Origin of the sequence: Labrys wisconsinensis, assembly GCF_030814995.1 — a bacterium.
GTDB classification, from domain to species: domain Bacteria; phylum Pseudomonadota; class Alphaproteobacteria; order Rhizobiales; family Labraceae; genus Labrys; species Labrys wisconsinensis.
Genome location: NZ_JAUSVX010000018.1, coordinates 23145 through 39700, shown reverse-complemented (window position 1 = coordinate 39700; position 16556 = coordinate 23145). Strand labels below are relative to the sequence as shown.

The following is a 16556-nucleotide window of genomic DNA, read 5'->3' as shown; positions in this document are numbered from 1 at the left end:
GGCCGCGCCGGCGGCGAAATCCGCCTCAGGCGGCGGCTTCGCGCGCGCGTTCCGCCCGCTTGCGGCCGTTGGGGTCGAGCACCGCCTTGCGCAGCCGGATCGATTTCGGCGTCACCTCCAGGAGCTCGTCGTCCTGGATCCAGGCCATGCCCTTCTCCAGGGTCATGCGGATCGGCGGCGTCAGCCGCACCGCCTCGTCCTTGCCGGCAGCCCGGATGTTGGTGAGCTTCTTGCCCTTGAGCACGTTGACCTCGAGGTCGTTCTCGCGGTTGTGCTCGCCGACGATCATGCCCTGATAGACCTTCCAGCCCGGCTCGATCATCATCGGGCCGCGGTCCTCCAAATTCCACAGGGCATAGGCGACCGCCTCGCCCGCGTCGTTGGAGATCAGGACGCCGTTGCGCCGGCCGGCGATCTCGCCCTTGTGGGGCGCATAGCTGTGGAACAGGCGGTTCATGATCGCGGTGCCGCGCGTGTCGGTGAGGAGCTCGGCCTGGTAGCCGATCAGGCCGCGGGTCGGCGCATAGAACACCAGGCGCTGGCGGTTGCCGCCGGAGGGGCGCATCTCGACCATCTCGGCCTTGCGCTCCGACATCTTCTGCACCACGACGCCGGAGAATTCCTCGTCGACGTCGATCAGCACCTCCTCGATCGGCTCCAGCGTCTCGTCGGTCGCCTCGTCCTTCTTGAACACCACGCGGGGCCGCGACAGCGCCACCTCGAAGCCTTCGCGGCGCATGGTCTCGACCAGCACGGCGAGCTGCAATTCGCCGCGGCCGGAGACGAAGAAGGAATCCTTGTCCGCCGATTCCTCGACCTTGAGCGCGACGTTGCCCTCCGCCTCCTTGAGCAGGCGGTCGCGGATGACGCGGCTCGTCACCTTGTCGCCCTCGGTGCCGGCGAGCGGGGAATCGTTGACGATGAACGACATGGTGACGGTGGGCGGGTCGATCGGCTGGGCGTGCAGCGGCTCTTCCACGCTCGGGTCGCAGAAGGTCTCGGCCACCGTGCCCTTGGACAGGCCGGCGATGGCGACGATGTCGCCGGCCTCGGCGAGGTCGACCGGCTGGCGCTCGATGCCGCGGAAGGCCAGCACCTTGGAGACGCGCCCCTGCTCGACGACGCTGCCGTCCTGGGCCAGCACCTTGATGGTCTGGTTCGGCTTGATGCTGCCGGAGGTGATGCGGCCGGTGATGATACGGCCGAGGAAGGGATTGGCTTCCAGGATGGTGCCGATCATCCGGAAGCGGCTGTCCTCCTCGATGTCGGGCGCCGGCACGTGCTTGAGCACCAGGTCGAACAGCGGCGCCATGCCGAGGTCCTGCGGGCCCTCCGGGCTCTCGGCCATCCAGCCGTTGCGGCCGGAGCCGTAGAGGATGGGGAAGTCGAGCTGCTCGTCGGTGGCGTCGAGCGCGGCGAAGAGGTCGAACACCTCGTTCACCACCTCCTGAGCCCGGGCGTCGGAGCGGTCGACCTTGTTGATGGCGACGATCGGACGCAGGCCGACCTTCAGTGCTTTGCCGACCACGAACTTGGTCTGCGGCATCGGGCCCTCGGCCGCGTCGACCAGCACGATGGCGCCGTCGACCATGTTGAGGATGCGCTCGACCTCGCCGCCGAAATCGGCGTGGCCGGGCGTGTCGACGATGTTGATGCGCGTGTCCTTCCAGACGACCGAGGTCGCCTTGGCCAGGATGGTGATGCCGCGCTCCTTCTCCAGGTCGTTGGAGTCCATGACGCGCTCGGCCACCCGCTGGTTCTCGCGGTAGGAGCCCGACTGCTTCAGGAGCTCGTCGACCAGCGTGGTCTTGCCGTGGTCGACGTGGGCGATGATGGCGATATTGCGCAGTTTCATGATCAAACCGGTTTCCCGCGGGCTGCTCCAGGGAACTCGAAGCCCACGCTGTCGTGTGTCGCTGTCGGATTTTGCGCCGCAATATCACACAGCGGGGCCTCGGGGCAATGCGCCCGTGACCTGCCGGAAGCCGCCGCTCAGCTCTTCACGCGCGCCATGCCGGGATCATAGGGCGGCGCCAGGAAGACGGTCGCCGGCACGCGCTCGGTCGCGACCTCCAGCTCGTAGCGTCCGGCGAGGACGTAATCGGCATCGACCCCGGCAGGATCGCGGACGTAGCCGTAGCCGACGCCCTTGCCCAGGGTGTAGCCGAAGCCGCCGGAGGCGAGCCAGCCGCAGCGCCGGCCGTCGCGGTAGATGGTCTCGCGGCCGAGCAGCACGACATCGGGGTCATCGACCAGGAAGCCCGCCATCAGGCGCGGCAGCGGCTTCCTGCGCTGGGCCTCGAGCGCCTCGCGGCCGAGGAAGGGAATGTCCTTCTTCAGCTTCACCGCCCAGGAAAGACCGGCCATGTCGGGCGTGTGGTCCGGGCCGATCTCGGCGCCCCAGGCGCGGTAGCCCTTCTCCAGGCGCAGGGACTCGATGGCGCGATAGCCGGCATTGGCGAGGCCGTGCGGCGCGCCGGCCGCAGTCAGCGCCTCGTAGACCGAGACGGCGAACTCGGTCGGCACGTGCAGCTCCCAGCCGAGCTCGCCGACATAGGTGACGCGCAGCGCCAGCACCGGCGCCCCGGCGACGCGAAGGCGCCGCACCGAGCCGAAGGGGAAGGCGGCGTTGGAGACGTCGTCCTCGCTCACCGCCGAGAGGATGTCGCGAGAGCGCGGCCCCATCAGCACCAGCACGGCATTCTGCGAGGTGACGTCGGCGACGCGGGCATCGAGCCCGGCGGGGATGTTGCGGGCGATCCAGTCGAGGTCGTGGGTCGCAAAGCCGGTGCCGGTGACGATGTAATAGGCGTCGGGCGCGAGGCGCGACACGGTGAGGTCGGCCTCGATGCCGCCCTTGGCATTGAGCATCTGGGTGTAGACCAGGCTGCCGGGCTTCCTGGCGACGTCGTTGGCGCAGAGCCAGGACAGCGCCGCCTCCGCGTCGCGGCCCGTCACCGCGAACTTGGCGAAGGATGTCTGATCAAAGATCACGGATCGCTCGCGGCAGGCCTGGTGCTCGCGGCCGACCGCGGCGAACCAGTTCTGGCGGCCATAGGAATAGATGTCGCGCGCCTCTTCGCCCGCAGCGGCGAACCAGTTCGGCCGCTCCCAGCCGAGCTTCTCGCCGAACACCGCGCCCTGCGCCCTCAGCCGGTCGTAGAGCGGCGAGCGGCGCAGCGGCCGGCCCGACTGGTGCTCCTCGAAGGGCCAGGCCATGGTGTAGTGCTTGGCATAGGCCTCCATGGTGCGCGCCCGCACCCAGCCGGTGTCGAGCGTGTTCTTGCCGAAGCGGCGGATGTCGACCGCCCACAGGTCGTAGGGCGGCTCGCCCCTGGCCACCCATTCGGCCAGCGCCATGCCGGCGCCGCCGCCGGAGGCGATGCCGAAGGCGTTGAAGCCGCAGCCGACGAAGACGCCCTTGGTCTCCGGCGCGGCGCCGAGAATGAAGTTGCCGTCGGGCGTGAAGCTCTCCGGGCCGTTGATGAAGCTCTTGATGCCGGCGGTCTGCATCGCCGGCACGCGGCCGATGGCCTGCTCCATCAGCGGCTCGAAATGGTCGAGGTCGTTCTCCAGAAGCTGGAAGGCGAAGGGCTGCGTCGCGCCGGTATTGGCCCAGGGCTTCGGGTTCGGCTCGTAGCCGCCCATCACCAGGCCGCCGACCTCCTCCTTCCAATAGGTCAGGCGGTCGGGATCGCGCAGGGTCGGCAGGCCCGAGGTGACGCCTTCGATCCGCTCGGTGATCAGGTACTGGTGCTGCATCGACACCAGGGGCACGTTGACGCCGGCCATGCGCCCGACCTCGCGCGACCATTGCCCGGCGCAGATGACGATGCTGTCCGCCGCGACGCGGCCCTGGTCGGTCAGCACGGCCTTGGCTGTGCCGTCGACCACCTCGATGCCGGTGACGGTGACGCCCTCGCGGATCGTCACGCCGCCCATGCGCGCGCCCTTGGCCAGCGACTGGGCGATGTCGGAGGGCGAGGCCTGGCCGTCGGTCGGCAGGAAGGCGGCGCCGACCACGTCGTCGACCTGCATCAGCGGCCACAGGTCCTGCGCCTCCTTCGGCGTCAGCAGGTGCATCTCCAGGCCGAAGCTCTTGGCGGTGGTCGCCTGGCGCTTCACCTCGATCCAGCGCTCGGCGTTGCAGGCGAGGCGCAGCCCGCCGTTCTTCTTCCAGCCGGTCGCGAGGCCGGTCTCCGCCTCGAGCTTCTCGTAGAGCGCGACGGAATAGCCGAGCAGCTGGGTGATGTTGGCGCTGGTGCGCAGCTGCCCGACCAGGCCGGCGGCGTGCCAGGTCGAGCCGGAGGTGAGCTGGCCGCGCTCCAGGAGCAGCACGTCGGTCAGTCCCATCTTCGCCAGATGATAGGCGGTGGAGGCGCCGATGATGCCGCCGCCGATGATGACGATCTTGGCGGAGGAGGGCAGGTCGGTCATGGGCAGATCATCCCGGCAGGAGGGGTGGCGGCTCAGCGCATCGCCGCGAAGGCGCGGTAGGCCGCCTGGTAGCGCGCGAGATTGTCGGCGGTATAGGCGGCATAGTCGAAGGCGAGCCTCGAATGGATCTCCGAGACCATGCTCCACATCGTCTCGCGCAGCAGCGAGGCCGCGGTCATGGCGGCGGCGCGGCGGCGCAGGTCGTCGTCGACCGGGCGCTGGTGGTAGAGCTCGAGGATGGCCTCGGCCGCCGCGGCTTCGAGCTCGGAGTTCGACGCGAGGCCGCCGAGGTCGAACAGCGGCGAGTTGAATCCGGCATAGTCCCAGTCGACCAGCCAGAGGCGCCGGCCGTCGTCGAGGACATTGCCGGGAAGCAGGTCGTTGTGGCCGAACACGATCTCGACCGGTCCGACCCCGCGCTCCAGCGCCTGCGCCTCGGCGAGCAGGCGCGGCACCAGGTCGAGGTGCCGGCTGGCCCCCTCGCGCAGGGTGTGGCCGTAGTCCCGCAGCACGTGGAACACCCAGAAGATCGCCGCCGGCCCGCGGAAATGCTTCGGCATCTCGCGGTGGCACCGGCGCACCAGCGCCACCAGCGCCTCGCGGTTGGCCGGGTCGCGCACATCCTGCGGCGTGAAGGTGCGACCCTCGATGAAATCGAGCACCAGGGCGCCGGGCTCGGCATGCACCACGGCCGGCGACAGGCCGGCGGCGTGCGCCGCCCGGCTGGCGGCGAGCTCGTTGGCGCGGCTGATCTGGTGGACCGGGATGTCCTCGCCGATCCGCACCACGAATGTGCGGCCGCGATCGGCGACGACGAAATTCGTGTTGGTGATGCCGCCGCCGAGCGGCTGCGGATCGACCGGCCCCGACCAGCAGGCGAGCGAGGCCGCGCGGGCCAGGGCAGCGGTCATGCGGCGCGTCTCCGTTGCATCCGTTCAGGTCGAGGCCAGACTAGCCCGGCCTGGACGAAATCGTCCAGGGGGCGCTCATGCCGCGGGCGTCCCGGCGGCGGCGTGGCAGACCGCCTCGACGCGGTTGCCGTCGGGATCGACGAGGAAGGCCGCATAGTAGTGCGGATGGTAGGCCGTCCGCACGGCCGGCGCGCCGTCGTCGGCGCCGCCATGGGCGAGGCCGGCGCTGTGGAAGGCGTCCACGGCCGCGCGCGACGGCGCCTTGAAGGCCCAGTGCCGCCGGTCGGGCGCCGGCGGTGGGTCCGCGACGACCAGCGAGACGTAGGCGCGCCCGGGATGCCCGGCGTCGGCGCGCAGGCCATACCCCGCCCAGCGCTGGTCGCGGCCGACCTTGGGCACGCCGAGCGCGGCGAACACCGCGTCGTAGAAGCGCTCCGCCCGGGCGAGATTGCCGACCGTGATGGAAACGTGATCGAGCATGGCTATCCCTCATCCGCGGGTTTGCCGCGCGGCGCGGCCTTTCCCTATATGGTCGCTTCGATTCCCCGGTGTCAGGAACACAACATGGTCGAGAAGCTGATCGAACGAATCCTGGTGGCGTCCCGCTGGCTGATGGCGCCCTTCTATCTCGGCCTGGTCGTGGCGCTCTGCGTCGTGCTGTTCAAGTTCGGGCAGGAGCTGCTGCACTTCGTCGCCTCGTCGGCGTCGCTGAGCGAAGAGGACACGGTGCTCGGCGCCCTGGCGGTGATCGACCTCGCCTTGCTCGGCAGCCTGATCCTGATCGTGGTGTTCTCCGGCTACGAGAACTTCGTCTCCAAGATCGACGCCACCGGCCATGCCGACTGGCCGGACTGGATGACCAAGGTCGATTTCGCCGGCCTCAAGCTGAAGCTGCTGGCCTCGATCGTGCTCATCTCGGCGATCCAGGTGCTCAAGGGCTTCATGTCGCTGGAGAAGCTCAGCGATCGCGAGCTCTACTGGCTGGTCGGCATCCACATGGTCTTCGTGGTCTCCGGCGTGCTGCTGGCGTTGTCGGACTATCTCCAGGCCAAGACCGAGAAGGGCGACCACTAGCGGCGGGCCGCCTCGGGGCTGTGTCTCAGGGCGAGACCAGCACCTGGCGGCAGGCGGCCGGCAGGTCGGCCATGACCAGCGGCGGCTTGGGCTTGGCCGGCGTGGTCGGCGGCCGGGGGTGCAGCACCGCGTCGGAGAACCACCAGGCCAGATCCTCCTTGCGGCAGCCCTCGCCGCCCGGCACCTCGTCCTGCGGCGTGCAGGTGGTGGCACCCTTGGGGCAGTAGAGCCGGACGTGGAAATGGTAGTCGTGGCCGAACATCGGCCTGACCTTCTCCAGCCAGGAGCGGTCGCCGGCGGCGTCGCGGCACAGCGCTTTCTTGATCGCGGGGTTGACGAAGATGCGCTGCACCTGCGGGTCCATCGCCGCGGCGCGGATCACCGCCATGTGCCCGGGCGTCCAGGCGCTGGAGACGTCGAGCCGGTCCCCGCGCACCATCATCTTGGCCGACATCGTCTCGCGCTCGGCCGTGCTGAGCTCGCGCCGCGGCATCGGCGTCAGCCAGATGTCGGCGTCGAGCCCGATCTGGTGCGAGGCGTGGCCGGTCCGCATCGGCCCGCCGCGCGGCTGCGAGATGTCGCCGACCAGGATGCCCGGCCAGCCCGCCACGTCAGGCACCTCGTTCGAGAAACGCTCGAGGAAGGCGATCATCGCCGGGTTGCCCCAGTTGCGGTTGCGCGACAGCCGCATCACCTGCCAGGTCTGGCCGTTGACCGGCAGCGCCACCGCGCCGGCCAGGCACCCCTTGGCATAGAAGCCGATCGAGCGGGTCTCGAGCTCGGCCGGCGTCGGCTTGCGGCCGAACAGCTCCTTGGCGGGCGTGGCGGCGGTGACGGGGCCGAGCGGCGGCAGCTTGAAGCCGGGCGGCGTGATGTCCTGGGCCGGTGCCGCGGCGGCGCTGGCGAGGAGGGCGCAGAGGGCGAGCAGGACGCGGCGCATCGGATGCTCCATGGGCTGGCGGACGCGGATCGAGCCTGGGCAGGTTCGGCATAACCTGCTTAGGCGCGCCGCCTTCACAAAGGCTTAACCATGCCCGCGGCGGGCGGCGGCGATCTGACCGAGGGGAAGGCAGTGCGTTCGACTCCGGTGCCGGCCGGCAACGTTACCGAGAAACCCTAACGACTCGATTCCTCCCAATAGTGACCAAGTTTTGACGGGAATCGTCTTGCGGCCAATACAGCCTCGGGCGCAGCATAGCTCCTGGCGGGAGCGGCGTGCGGAAACGCACCGCGGCAAGGCTCCAGCCGGGCTATTGGGAGTGCCGCATCGGCCATGTCGGGCCGCAGACCGGGGGATGTCATGCGTGGCGTGAATCTGCGTTGGGTCGCCCTTCTCGGGGCGCTGTTCCTTTCTGTCCTCGTCCAGGCGGCGCCGGCCGCCGCCGGCGTCGTCGCCAAGGTCGACATCGCCACGCAGCGCATGACCGTCATCGTCGACGGCACGGTGGAGGCGGTGTGGAAAGTGTCGACGGCCCGCCGCGGCTACGTCACGCCGCGCGGCACCTACGGCGCCAAGTACCTGGCAGCGATGCATTATTCCAAGAAGTACCACAACTCGCCCATGCCCCATTCGGTGTTCTTCCGCGGCGGCTATGCCGTGCACGGCACCTATGACCTGGCCGCGCTCGGCCGGCCCGCCTCGCATGGCTGCATCCGCCTCGCGCCGGGCAATGCCGCGACCCTGTTCAACCTGATCCGCAGCCACGGCGTCGGCGGCGCCCGCATCGTGGTGACGTGACGGACGAGCCGTGCACGATCGCGCGATCTGCCATGCGTCGGCTTGACGCTGGGATGCGCCGTTCCTAGCTTTTTGCCGACACGAGTTTCCAGCGGCCGCGATTTCGCGACCCCTCGTCGGGAGTTTTCGTCATGGGTGAGCACACCATCAAGGTGACCGACGCGTCCTTCGAGCAGGACGTGCTGAAGTCGTCCGAGCCGGTCGTGGTGGATTTCTGGGCCGAGTGGTGCGGTCCCTGCCGGATGATCGCCCCGGCGCTCGACGAGATCGCCACCGAGATGGCCGGCAAGATCAAGATCGCCAAGGTCAACGTCGACGAGAACCCCGGCATCGCCAGCCAGCTCGGCATCCGCTCGATCCCGACCATGATGGTGTTCAAGGGCGGCAAGCTCGCGGCCCAGAAGGTCGGCGCCGCCCCCAAGGGCGAGCTGTCGCGCTGGATCCAGGGCGCGGCTGCCTGAGGCGGCACGCATCGCTTGAAATCAAAAAGGGCGGTGTGAGCCGCCCTTTTTCATAGCCGTCACGCCGGACGCCGCTACGCCGTCTTGTCGACCGACGCCCCGGCCTCGGGTTGAGGCGCGGAGGCAGCCGTCTTCGGGCCGCCGCGGGCGACGCCCACCATCGCCGGGCGCAGCACGCGGTCGCCGATGACGTAGCCGACCTGCATCACCTGCGCCACCGAGCCGCTCGGCAGGGACGGGTCCGGGATCTCGACCACCGCCTGGTGGAAATGCGGGTCGAACTTCTCGCCCTTCGGATCGATCTTCCTGACGCCGTGCTTCTCCAGCGCGCGCAGCATGTCGCGCTCGGTCAGCGCGACGCCGTCGAGCAGCGCCCTCACCGCTGCGTCGCCCTCGCGGGCCTCGGCGGGAACGGCGGCAATGGCGCGGCCCATGTTGTCGGCGACGCCGAGCATGTCGCCGGCGAACTTGGCGATGGCATAGGTGCGGGCGTCGGCCACCTCGCGCTCGGTGCGCCGGCGCAGGTTCTCCATGTCGGCCAGCGTGCGCAGCAGCCGCTCCTTGAGCTCGGTCCGCTCCGCCTCCAGCTTGCTCACCAGCTCCGCGACGGCCTCGGCATGGCCCGCCTCGGCCACCGCCTCGCTTGCCGCGCCGGCGCTCGCGGCCGCCTCGGTCGCCGCCTGGGTCTCAAACGCTTCGGAAGTCTGCTTTGCCTGCTTCGTCATCAACTCGCCTGTGGAGTGGTCCTTTGCAGGCGCATATCAGCCTCATCGCCGCCGAAATCAAGGGGCAGCGCGCCGCTGGACGATGACCACCGCGGCCTGGAAGGCGGCTTCGATGTCGAGGGCCGTCGTGTCGAGCACCTGGGCGTCGGGAGCCGGCTTCAGCGGCGCGTCGGCTCGCCCCGCGTCGCGGGCGTCGCGCCGCCGGATATCGGCGAGCACGTCCTCGAAAGGCAGGTCGGCGCCCCGGCGACGCAGCTCCTCGTGGCGCCTGCGGGCCCGCGTCTCCGGCGTGGCGGTGACGAAGATCTTGGCCTCGGCCCCCGGTGCGATCACCGTGCCGATGTCGCGCCCGTCGAGCACCGCGCCGCCGCGCTGATGGGCGAAGCGCCGCTGCAGGTCAAGCAGCGCCTTGCGCACCTTGGGATAGGCGGCGACCACCGAGGCCGCCTCGCCCATCTCGCCGCCGCGCAGGCGAGTCTCGTCGAGATCGACCACCTCCAGCTCCTCGGCGATGGCGGCTGCGGCCTCCGAATCCTCCAGGCGCAGGCCCTCGTCGAGCATGCGCCGCCCGACGGCGCGGTAGAGCAGGCCGGTGTCGAGATGCGGCAGGCCGAAATGATCCGCCAGGCGCTTGGCGAGCGTGCCTTTGCCCGAGGCGGCAGGGCCGTCGATGGCGATGATCATGGGCGGGCCTCGCCATGGCCGGGTCGGCCCGGCCCGGCGCCGCTGGTCAGGACATGCTCGGCCATCGCGGCCCTCTCGTCTCCGGCGCCCGCTGCGGGCGCAGCCATGGGCGGCGGCCGGGAGCGCCGGCCGCTCGCGCAGCAGGGTTTCAAAGGTACGTCGTTACAGTCTACCGTGATCGACGCGGCGGCAAAAGTCCGGCCGCGCCGCTCCCCGGCCTGCCTCCGACGGCCCGGCGTCCTTCGGCGGGCCGCCCTCGGCATCCGTCAGTCGAACAAAGCTCCGAGCCCGGTCATGACGGGCACGAAGCTGGGGAAGCTGGTGGCGATGAAGCCGGTGTCGTCGACGCCGACCGGGGCGTCGGCGGCGAGGCCCATCACCAGGAAGGCCATGGCGATGCGATGGTCCATATGGGTCGTGACCACGCCGCCGCCGGGCGCCCGGCCGAGGCCCGAAACGAGGAGGTCGTCGCCCTCGACCTCGTGCTCGACCCCGTTCGCCCTGAGCCCGTCGGCGACGGCGGCGAGCCGGTCGCTTTCCTTGACCCGCAACTCCTTGAGGCCGTTCATCCGCGTCGTCCCGCGCGCGAAGGCGGCCGCGACCGCCAGCACCGGAAATTCGTCGATCATCGACGGCGCCCGCGCCGCCGGCACCTCGACGCCGACGAGGGCGGAGTGGCGGACCCTCAGGTCGGCGACGTCCTCGCCACCCTCGATGCGCCGGTCGAGCTCGACGATGTCGCCGCCCATCTCCCGGAGGGTGGCGATCAGCCCGGTGCGCGAGGGGTTCATCATCACGCCCTCGATCACGATGTCGGAGCCGGGCGTGATCAGCGCCGCCACCAGCGGGAAGGCGGCGGAGGACGGGTCCGCCGGCACAGCGACCGGGTTGGGCCGCAGGTCGGGCCGCCCGTCCAGCACGATGCGGGCGCCGTGCGCGCCGTGCGGCGCGACGCTCACGGAGGCGCCGAAATGGGTCAGCATCCGCTCGGTGTGGTCGCGCGTCGCCTCGGCCTCGATCACGGTGGTGCGGCCGGGCGCATTGAGGCCGGCCAGCAGCACGGCCGACTTGACCTGCGCCGACGGCACCGGCGTCTCGTAGGTGATCGGCACCGGGTCGGCCGATCCCTTCAGCACCAGCGGCAGCCGGCCGCCCTCGGCGCTCGACACGATCTCGGCGCCCATGCTCAGGAGCGGCGCGAGCACTCGCATCATCGGTCGCTTGCGCAGCGAAGCGTCGCCGTCGAAGGTGGCGGTGACGCCGTGGCCGGCGACCACGCCCATCATCAGCCGCGAGCCGGTGCCGGCATTGCCGAAGTCGAGTGCGGAGGCCGGGGCGGCGAGCCCGCCGACGCCGACGCCGTTGACGCGCCAGGCGCCTTCGCCGGTGCGCGTCACGCTGGCCCCGAGCTTGCGGCAGGCCTCGGCCGTCGCCAGCACGTCCGCCCCTTCGAGGAGGCCGGAGATCGCCGTCTCGCCGACGGTCAGGAGGCCGAAGATCAGCGAGCGGTGCGAGATCGACTTGTCGCCGGGCACGCGCACGCGCCCCTTGAGGCCCGGCGAGCGCCGGGCGGTGAGCGGGACGGGGGTGTCGGCGGCGGTCACGGGACGCGGGCTCCGGGAGAGGACGCGGGCGCTTAGCACGGATGCCGTGCGCGACAAAGCCTCGATGTCGTCCGCGATAAAGCGGATTCCGCCCGCGACAAAGCGTCCGCCCGGCGCCGCAGGCGCATTCGGCCGGGGATTGCCATTGACATCGGGCTTTCTTATCTGTAGCGCCCAGCGTTCTCATTTTCGACGAAGGTTTTTGCCGTGGCCAGACCCGAACTTGGCACGAAGCGCGTTTGTCCGACGACAGGGCGCAAGTTCTATGACCTCAACCGCTCGCCGATCATCTCGCCCTATACCGGGCAGGTGGTGACGATCGCCGCGCCGCTGCTGCGCGGGGTGCGGCCCGAGGCGGTCGCTGTCCGTCCGGTGGTCAAGTCCGACGAGGAGGCAGAGCTCGATACCGCGGCCGACGTCGAGCTGATCAGCCTGGAGGATGTCGAGGAGGAGGGCGATACGGCCAAGGTGACCACCACCGAGGACGACATCGAGATCGAGGACGATCATCCCGCCGACGACGACACCTTCCTGGAGGCCGACGAGGACGAGAGCGACGACGTCATCGATCTCATCGGCGACGGCATCGAGGAAGAGGAAGAGCGGTGAGGGCCGCGACGCGCGGCAAAAAACTTCGCGTCGAACCGCTTGCACCGCGCCGCGATCTGTGACAGATGAGCGGCCCGTCGGGCGGCAACGTCGGACGATCCGGAAGGCGGCTCCCATCCGCCTTGCCGTTGTGGGGTCATAGCTCAGCTGGGAGAGCGCTTGAATGGCATTCAAGAGGTCGGCGGTTCGATCCCGCCTGGCTCCACCAAATTCCTTTCGTGTCGCGGGCTGTTCCGTGACGGGTCGATCGCCGCGGGCGATTCCTGCCGCAGCATGATGATCGCCGGGTCGCTGGAAGAGCAGCGAGCCGAGGTGTGGTGACGAACGTCGCCCACCGCGATTCGCTGCCGCCGGATTGACGGCATAGGCTGTTTGATCCAGCATGGTTTCCTCTGAGGTGGGTGGGCGCGAACAGCGGGACACGTCGTGGTCCACGGGCGCTCACGCACGCCGGCGCGCTGGATGGAAACGCTGCGGGCCTTCGCCCGGCGGATTCGTCGGCGGGTCGCAGGTTCGACGCCGGCCGCCGGCAAGCCGTCCGCAGCCTCCTGGCAGGAGAAGGAGGCCCAGGCGCTCGCCCTGAGGGCCGAGCAGCCGCGTGCCGCGGCCGAGCTGATTCGTGAAATTCTCGTAGACCGGCCGGACTCCATTCGATTGCTGCGCGCCGGTGGCCGCCTGCTGATGAAGACCGGCGACCATGAATCGGCCAAGGACTATTGGGAGCGCCTGGCCGGCCTTGCCCCCGATGCGCCCGAGCCCCACTTGCAGCTGGCGCGCATCCATTGGCGGGCGCAGCGTTGCCTGGAGAGCGTCGTCTGCGCGGACCGGCTGCTCGCCCTGCAGCCCGCGCATCAGGAGGCGAGGCGCCTGCGGGATCAGGCCCGGGCGAAGGCGCTGGCCACGAGCTGGCTGGAAGCCGCCGGCCGGGCGGCGGCGTTCGCCAATGCCGCGAGCGCGGCGCGCGGCGTGAACGAAGCGCTGAACAGCGCGCCGCGCGATGCCGATATCTTCAGCGACGCCGTCGCATTGCTGCAAAAATGCGTGCGGCTCCACGACGCCGTATCGCTGTGGAAGGCATGCCGGCACGACGGCTCCGTCAATCTCTCGCTGGGGCTGGGATTGTTGCGCGCCCTGGACGCGGTGGGCCAGGCCGATCGCATCCTGGAGACGTTCGCCCAGATCCTGTCCGATGCCCCGCCCTTTGCCGCGCTGGCCGCCCGAGACCTGCGGAGGGTGATCGAGATGGTGCGGCTCCTGGTGCAACGCAGCTCCGCCCAGGGGCCTTCGAGCGTGCTCGAGCATCTCGGCTCGACAGTTGCGGCCCGCAACGCGCCGGGCGGCTTCGTCTCCTGGATCCTGGGCAGCATCGCCTTGGCGCGCGCCGACCGGTCCGCGGCGCTGGCCCATTTCGATGAAGGACTCGGCCACCCCCGTCTGCCGGCGGAGCTGGCGCTGGATCTCCACGCGGAGAAGGCGGTGCTGTTCGCGAGCTACCACCTGTTCGCCGAGGCGCTCGACGCATCGCGGCAGATGCCGCCGGAGCTGCTGCAGACGGACCGATATTATCAGCGGCGCCTGGAGATCGTCTCGAAGGTTTCGGCGGCGTGCGACACATCGCCGGGCCCGATCACCTATCCGGAAAGTCTCGTCGACGTCATCGTCGAGGAATGTTCGCGCGCGCCGGTGGCCTATGCCGCACGCCCGCGAGAGATGGCGATGGTCTCGCGGTGCCTCGGACAGGGAGGGGGAGAGCGCCAGAGCATCACGCTCCTGCGCAGGATGATCCGGGACACCCGGTTGGCGAAGATATCGCTGTTCGTGCGCTCGACCCACATGCGCCAGGGCGACGATTTCTTCCTGCCGGTCGTGCGCGAGATGGGATTGGACCTGACGGTGTACGGGCGCGGCTGGCACGATCGCTCGGACGTCGCGCAGGCCTTGCCCGAGCTTCGCGGCCGCCCGCGCCTCCAGCAGGCGATCGATCTGCTTCCCATCACGCTCCGCGAGGATGTCGTCCGGCTGTGCCGGCTGCTTTTCGATCATCGGCCGGAGATCGTGCATGTCTGGCAGGATCTCCCCGGCGCCGTTCTGGCCTGCTTCATCGTCGGCGTGCCCCGGTTCCTGATTCGGCGCGGCTCCCTGTCGCCGGACCACTGGGGCTACAGCGAGCGCCAGGTCGAGACGCAGATCCGGCCCATGCGCCATGTGATCCGCTGCCTGCTCGAGCGCTCGGGCCTCCTCGTGCTGAACAACTCGACCGAATGCAGCCGGACCGACCAGGTCTGGACCTCGTGGCCCGATCCGAGCCGCTTCATGGTCATCCGCAACGCCGTCGACTTCGGCAAGCTCGGCGCGAATGGCGGACGCAACGCGGCCTTGCGTCGAAGCCTGGGCATTCCGCAGGACGCGCCGGTCATCGGAGGCGCGTTTCGCATGGTCGCCGTGAAGCGGCCCGAGGTCTGGTTCGAGACGGCCCGGCTCGTCGGCGCCGCGTGTCCGCAGGCGCATTTCGTCATCATCGGCGATGGTCCCCTCAGCGCCGCGATCGCCGACCTCGCGGCCCGGAACGGCCTTTCCGGCAGGTTCCACCTGCCCGGCCGCGTCTCGGAGGTCGGAGACTGGTATCGCATCATGAATGTCATGCTGCTCACCTCGAGCCGCGAGGGCACGCCGAACGTCATCATCGAGGCGCAGCACTTCGGCGTGCCGAGCGTCGCGACGGATGTCGGGGGCATTTCCGAAATCGTCGCCGTCGGGGAGAGCGCCCTGCTCGTTCCGGGAGACTCGGCGCAGGACTATGCCGAGAAGGTGCTGTGGATCCTGGACAATCCGGATTGGGCGGAAGCGGCGGCCAGGCATGGCCAGGACTACGTGCACCGGATGTTCGACATCGGCGGGATCGTCGACCAGTTCATGGATGTGTACGGGATGGCGGATCGACCGGCGACGGCGCGGCAGCCCGAGGTCTCGACCGTCCCCGAACCGGCTGACTTCAATTCCAAGGCGGCTTGACTGCCCGGAGGCCCCGATGCTGAGGAGCGAAGATCGGCGAAGCGGCCCGTCGAGCCCGACCGGCAATGCTGCGCCGCGAACCATCCCCTATTTCCGACCCAGCATCGGCGACGCGGAAGTCGAAGCGGTGCGCCAGACGCTGTCGTCGGGCTGGCTGACCACCGGGCCGAGGGTCCAGGAGTTCGAGCTCGCCTTCGCCCGATATGTCGAGGTCGATCATGCCGTCGCGGTGAGCTCGGCCACGGCGGCGCTGCACCTGGCCCTCGAGGCATTGGGCGTGGGGCCCGGCGACGAGGTCCTCGTGCCCACCATGACCTTCGCTTCGGTGGCGGCCGTGGTGATTCATCTGGGCGCCCGGCCGGTATTCGTCGACTGCCTGCCCGATTCCCTCGACATCGATCCCGCCGATCTGGAACGGCGGCTGACGCCCCGCGCGAAGGTCGTCGTTCCCATGCACCACGGCGGGCATCCCTGCCGGATGGATCGGATCCTCGAACTGGCGCGTCGGCATCGCCTTGCGGTGGTCGACGACGCGGCCCACGCCCTGCCGGCGCAATATGGCGGGCGAAACATCGGGACGATCGGGGACGCCACCTGCTTCTCGTTCTATGCCAACAAGACGGTCACGACCGGAGAAGGCGGGATGGTCGCGACCCGGGATCCCGACCTCGCCAAGCGGGTGCGCCTCATGGCGCACAACGGGATCGACCGAAGCGGCACGACCCAGACGGGCGTTCGCCGCAGCTGGCGGTACGACATAAAGGCTCCGGGCTACAAGGCGAACATGACGGATCTCGCGGCCTCGATCGGCATCCGCCAGCTGGAGAGGTGCGATGCGTTCCGGGATGCCCGGGCGCGATGGGCCGATGCCTATACGGAAGGTCTGCGGGACCTCGAGGCGATCAGGACGCCGAGGCCCGGCGCCGACGTGCGCTCGTCCTGGCATCTCTACGTGATTCAACTGGAGCTCGATCAGCTGCGAGTCGGGCGCGACGCCTTCATCGATCTCCTCGAGGCGAAGGGCGTCGGCAGCAGCGTCCATTTCATGCCGCTGCACCTGCATTCATACTACCGGGATACGTTCGGCTGTCAGCCGGAGGACCTGCCCAACGCGGCGAGGGCCTATGAGCGCATCCTGTCCTTGCCGATCTTCCCGGGCCTGAGCCGTGAGGATGTCGGGTATGTCGTGGAGACGATCGCGTCGATCGTCCGCGACCATCGCCGATGAGATGTCGCCTCCAATCGACCCGGCTTGGCCTGGCGAGCGGGCTCGCCCGCCCGATTCGGGTCCTGGCCAGCAG

14 protein-coding genes and 1 tRNA gene are annotated in these 16556 nt (G+C 69.7%); 7 read left to right on the top strand and 8 right to left on the bottom strand.

Annotated elements, in window-relative coordinates:
- Positions 1-25 precede the first annotated feature (25 nt).
- The 4 genes from typA to QO011_RS33780 all read right to left on the bottom strand — a co-directional run bounded on the left by typA (position 26) and on the right by QO011_RS33780 (position 5828).
- Positions 26-1855 carry a translational GTPase TypA gene (typA, locus tag QO011_RS33795; RefSeq protein WP_307282375.1) on the bottom strand — a complete coding sequence of 610 codons (1830 nt, stop codon included), beginning with the start codon at positions 1853-1855 and terminating at the stop codon, positions 26-28.
- 137 nt (positions 1856-1992) lie between these two features.
- On the bottom strand, positions 1993-4437 hold the full coding sequence (locus tag QO011_RS33790; RefSeq protein WP_307282373.1) for a GcvT family protein: 2445 nt from the start codon (positions 4435-4437) through the stop codon (positions 1993-1995).
- Positions 4438-4469: 32 nt separating this feature from the next.
- Complete coding sequence (locus tag QO011_RS33785; protein WP_307282371.1) at positions 4470-5348, bottom strand: choline kinase family protein; 879 nt, start codon at positions 5346-5348, stop codon at positions 4470-4472.
- 75 nt (positions 5349-5423) lie between these two features.
- Entirely contained in the window at positions 5424-5828 is a 405-nt protein-coding gene (locus QO011_RS33780) for a VOC family protein (RefSeq protein WP_307282369.1), read from the bottom strand.
- 84 nt (positions 5829-5912) lie between these two features.
- Between QO011_RS33780 and QO011_RS33775 the strand changes: the two genes are divergently transcribed.
- Positions 5913-6422 carry a TIGR00645 family protein gene (locus tag QO011_RS33775; protein ID WP_307282368.1) on the top strand — a complete coding sequence of 170 codons (510 nt, stop codon included), beginning with the start codon at positions 5913-5915 and terminating at the stop codon, positions 6420-6422.
- 25 nt (positions 6423-6447) lie between these two features.
- Here QO011_RS33775 and mepA read toward each other — a convergent pair whose 3' ends face one another.
- Positions 6448-7362, bottom strand: coding sequence for a penicillin-insensitive murein endopeptidase (mepA, locus tag QO011_RS33770; RefSeq protein ID WP_307282367.1), 915 nt, complete (start codon positions 7360-7362; stop codon positions 6448-6450).
- 360 nt (positions 7363-7722) lie between these two features.
- Between mepA and QO011_RS33765 the strand changes: the two genes are divergently transcribed.
- Together QO011_RS33765 and trxA are read left to right on the top strand one after the other, a co-directional pair.
- Positions 7723-8160, top strand: coding sequence for a L,D-transpeptidase (locus QO011_RS33765; RefSeq protein ID WP_307282365.1), 438 nt, complete (start codon positions 7723-7725; stop codon positions 8158-8160).
- A 131-nt stretch (positions 8161-8291) separates the two neighbouring features.
- Positions 8292-8621 (top strand): thioredoxin TrxA, encoded by a 330-nt coding sequence (gene trxA / locus QO011_RS33760; protein WP_307282364.1) that lies wholly within the window; start codon positions 8292-8294, stop codon positions 8619-8621.
- Positions 8622-8695: 74 nt separating this feature from the next.
- Here trxA and grpE read toward each other — a convergent pair whose 3' ends face one another.
- The 3 genes from grpE to aroA form a co-directional block, all read right to left on the bottom strand.
- On the bottom strand, positions 8696-9346 hold the full coding sequence (gene grpE / locus QO011_RS33755; protein ID WP_307282361.1) for a nucleotide exchange factor GrpE: 651 nt from the start codon (positions 9344-9346) through the stop codon (positions 8696-8698).
- 57 nt (positions 9347-9403) lie between these two features.
- Positions 9404-10030 carry a (d)CMP kinase gene (cmk, locus tag QO011_RS33750; protein WP_307282359.1) on the bottom strand — a complete coding sequence of 209 codons (627 nt, stop codon included), beginning with the start codon at positions 10028-10030 and terminating at the stop codon, positions 9404-9406.
- Between the two features lie 266 nt (positions 10031-10296).
- Positions 10297-11634, bottom strand: a complete 1338-nt coding sequence (gene aroA, locus QO011_RS33745) for a 3-phosphoshikimate 1-carboxyvinyltransferase (RefSeq protein ID WP_307282358.1) — start codon at positions 11632-11634, stop codon at positions 10297-10299.
- A 207-nt stretch (positions 11635-11841) separates the two neighbouring features.
- Here aroA and QO011_RS33740 point away from each other — a divergent pair, with 207 nt between their 5' ends.
- The 4 genes from QO011_RS33740 to QO011_RS33725 all read left to right on the top strand — a co-directional run bounded on the left by QO011_RS33740 (position 11842) and on the right by QO011_RS33725 (position 16483).
- Positions 11842-12243, top strand: coding sequence for a TIGR02300 family protein (locus QO011_RS33740; RefSeq protein WP_307282356.1), 402 nt, complete (start codon positions 11842-11844; stop codon positions 12241-12243).
- A gap of 132 nt (positions 12244-12375) precedes the next feature.
- Positions 12376-12451 (top strand) — tRNA-Ala (locus QO011_RS33735).
- Positions 12452-12669: 218 nt separating this feature from the next.
- On the top strand, positions 12670-15255 hold the full coding sequence (locus QO011_RS33730) for a glycosyltransferase (RefSeq protein WP_307282355.1): 2586 nt from the start codon (positions 12670-12672) through the stop codon (positions 15253-15255).
- Positions 15161-16483, top strand: coding sequence for a DegT/DnrJ/EryC1/StrS family aminotransferase (locus tag QO011_RS33725; protein WP_307282610.1), 1323 nt, complete (start codon positions 15161-15163; stop codon positions 16481-16483). The genes QO011_RS33730 and QO011_RS33725 overlap by 95 nt, the downstream gene beginning before the upstream one ends.
- The last annotated feature ends 73 nt before the right edge of the window (positions 16484-16556 follow it).

What these genes read in the sequence shown, in the direction of transcription:
- typA (WP_307282375.1), bottom strand. Translation starts at nt 1,855, where the DNA reads ATGAAACTGCGCAATATCGCCATCATCGCCCACGTCGACCACGGCAAG.
- QO011_RS33790 (WP_307282373.1), bottom strand. Translation starts at nt 4,437, where the DNA reads ATGACCGACCTGCCCTCCTCCGCCAAGATCGTCATCATCGGCGGCGGC.
- QO011_RS33785 (WP_307282371.1), bottom strand. Translation starts at nt 5,348, where the DNA reads ATGACCGCTGCCCTGGCCCGCGCGGCCTCGCTCGCCTGCTGGTCGGGG.
- QO011_RS33780 (WP_307282369.1), bottom strand. Translation starts at nt 5,828, where the DNA reads ATGCTCGATCACGTTTCCATCACGGTCGGCAATCTCGCCCGGGCGGAG.
- QO011_RS33775 (WP_307282368.1), top strand. Translation starts at nt 5,913, where the DNA reads ATGGTCGAGAAGCTGATCGAACGAATCCTGGTGGCGTCCCGCTGGCTG.
- mepA (WP_307282367.1), bottom strand. Translation starts at nt 7,362, where the DNA reads ATGCGCCGCGTCCTGCTCGCCCTCTGCGCCCTCCTCGCCAGCGCCGCC.
- QO011_RS33765 (WP_307282365.1), top strand. Translation starts at nt 7,723, where the DNA reads ATGCGTGGCGTGAATCTGCGTTGGGTCGCCCTTCTCGGGGCGCTGTTC.
- trxA (WP_307282364.1), top strand. Translation starts at nt 8,292, where the DNA reads ATGGGTGAGCACACCATCAAGGTGACCGACGCGTCCTTCGAGCAGGAC.
- grpE (WP_307282361.1), bottom strand. Translation starts at nt 9,346, where the DNA reads ATGACGAAGCAGGCAAAGCAGACTTCCGAAGCGTTTGAGACCCAGGCG.
- cmk (WP_307282359.1), bottom strand. Translation starts at nt 10,030, where the DNA reads ATGATCATCGCCATCGACGGCCCTGCCGCCTCGGGCAAAGGCACGCTC.
- QO011_RS33725 (WP_307282610.1), top strand. Translation starts at nt 15,161, where the DNA reads ATGTGTACGGGATGGCGGATCGACCGGCGACGGCGCGGCAGCCCGAGG.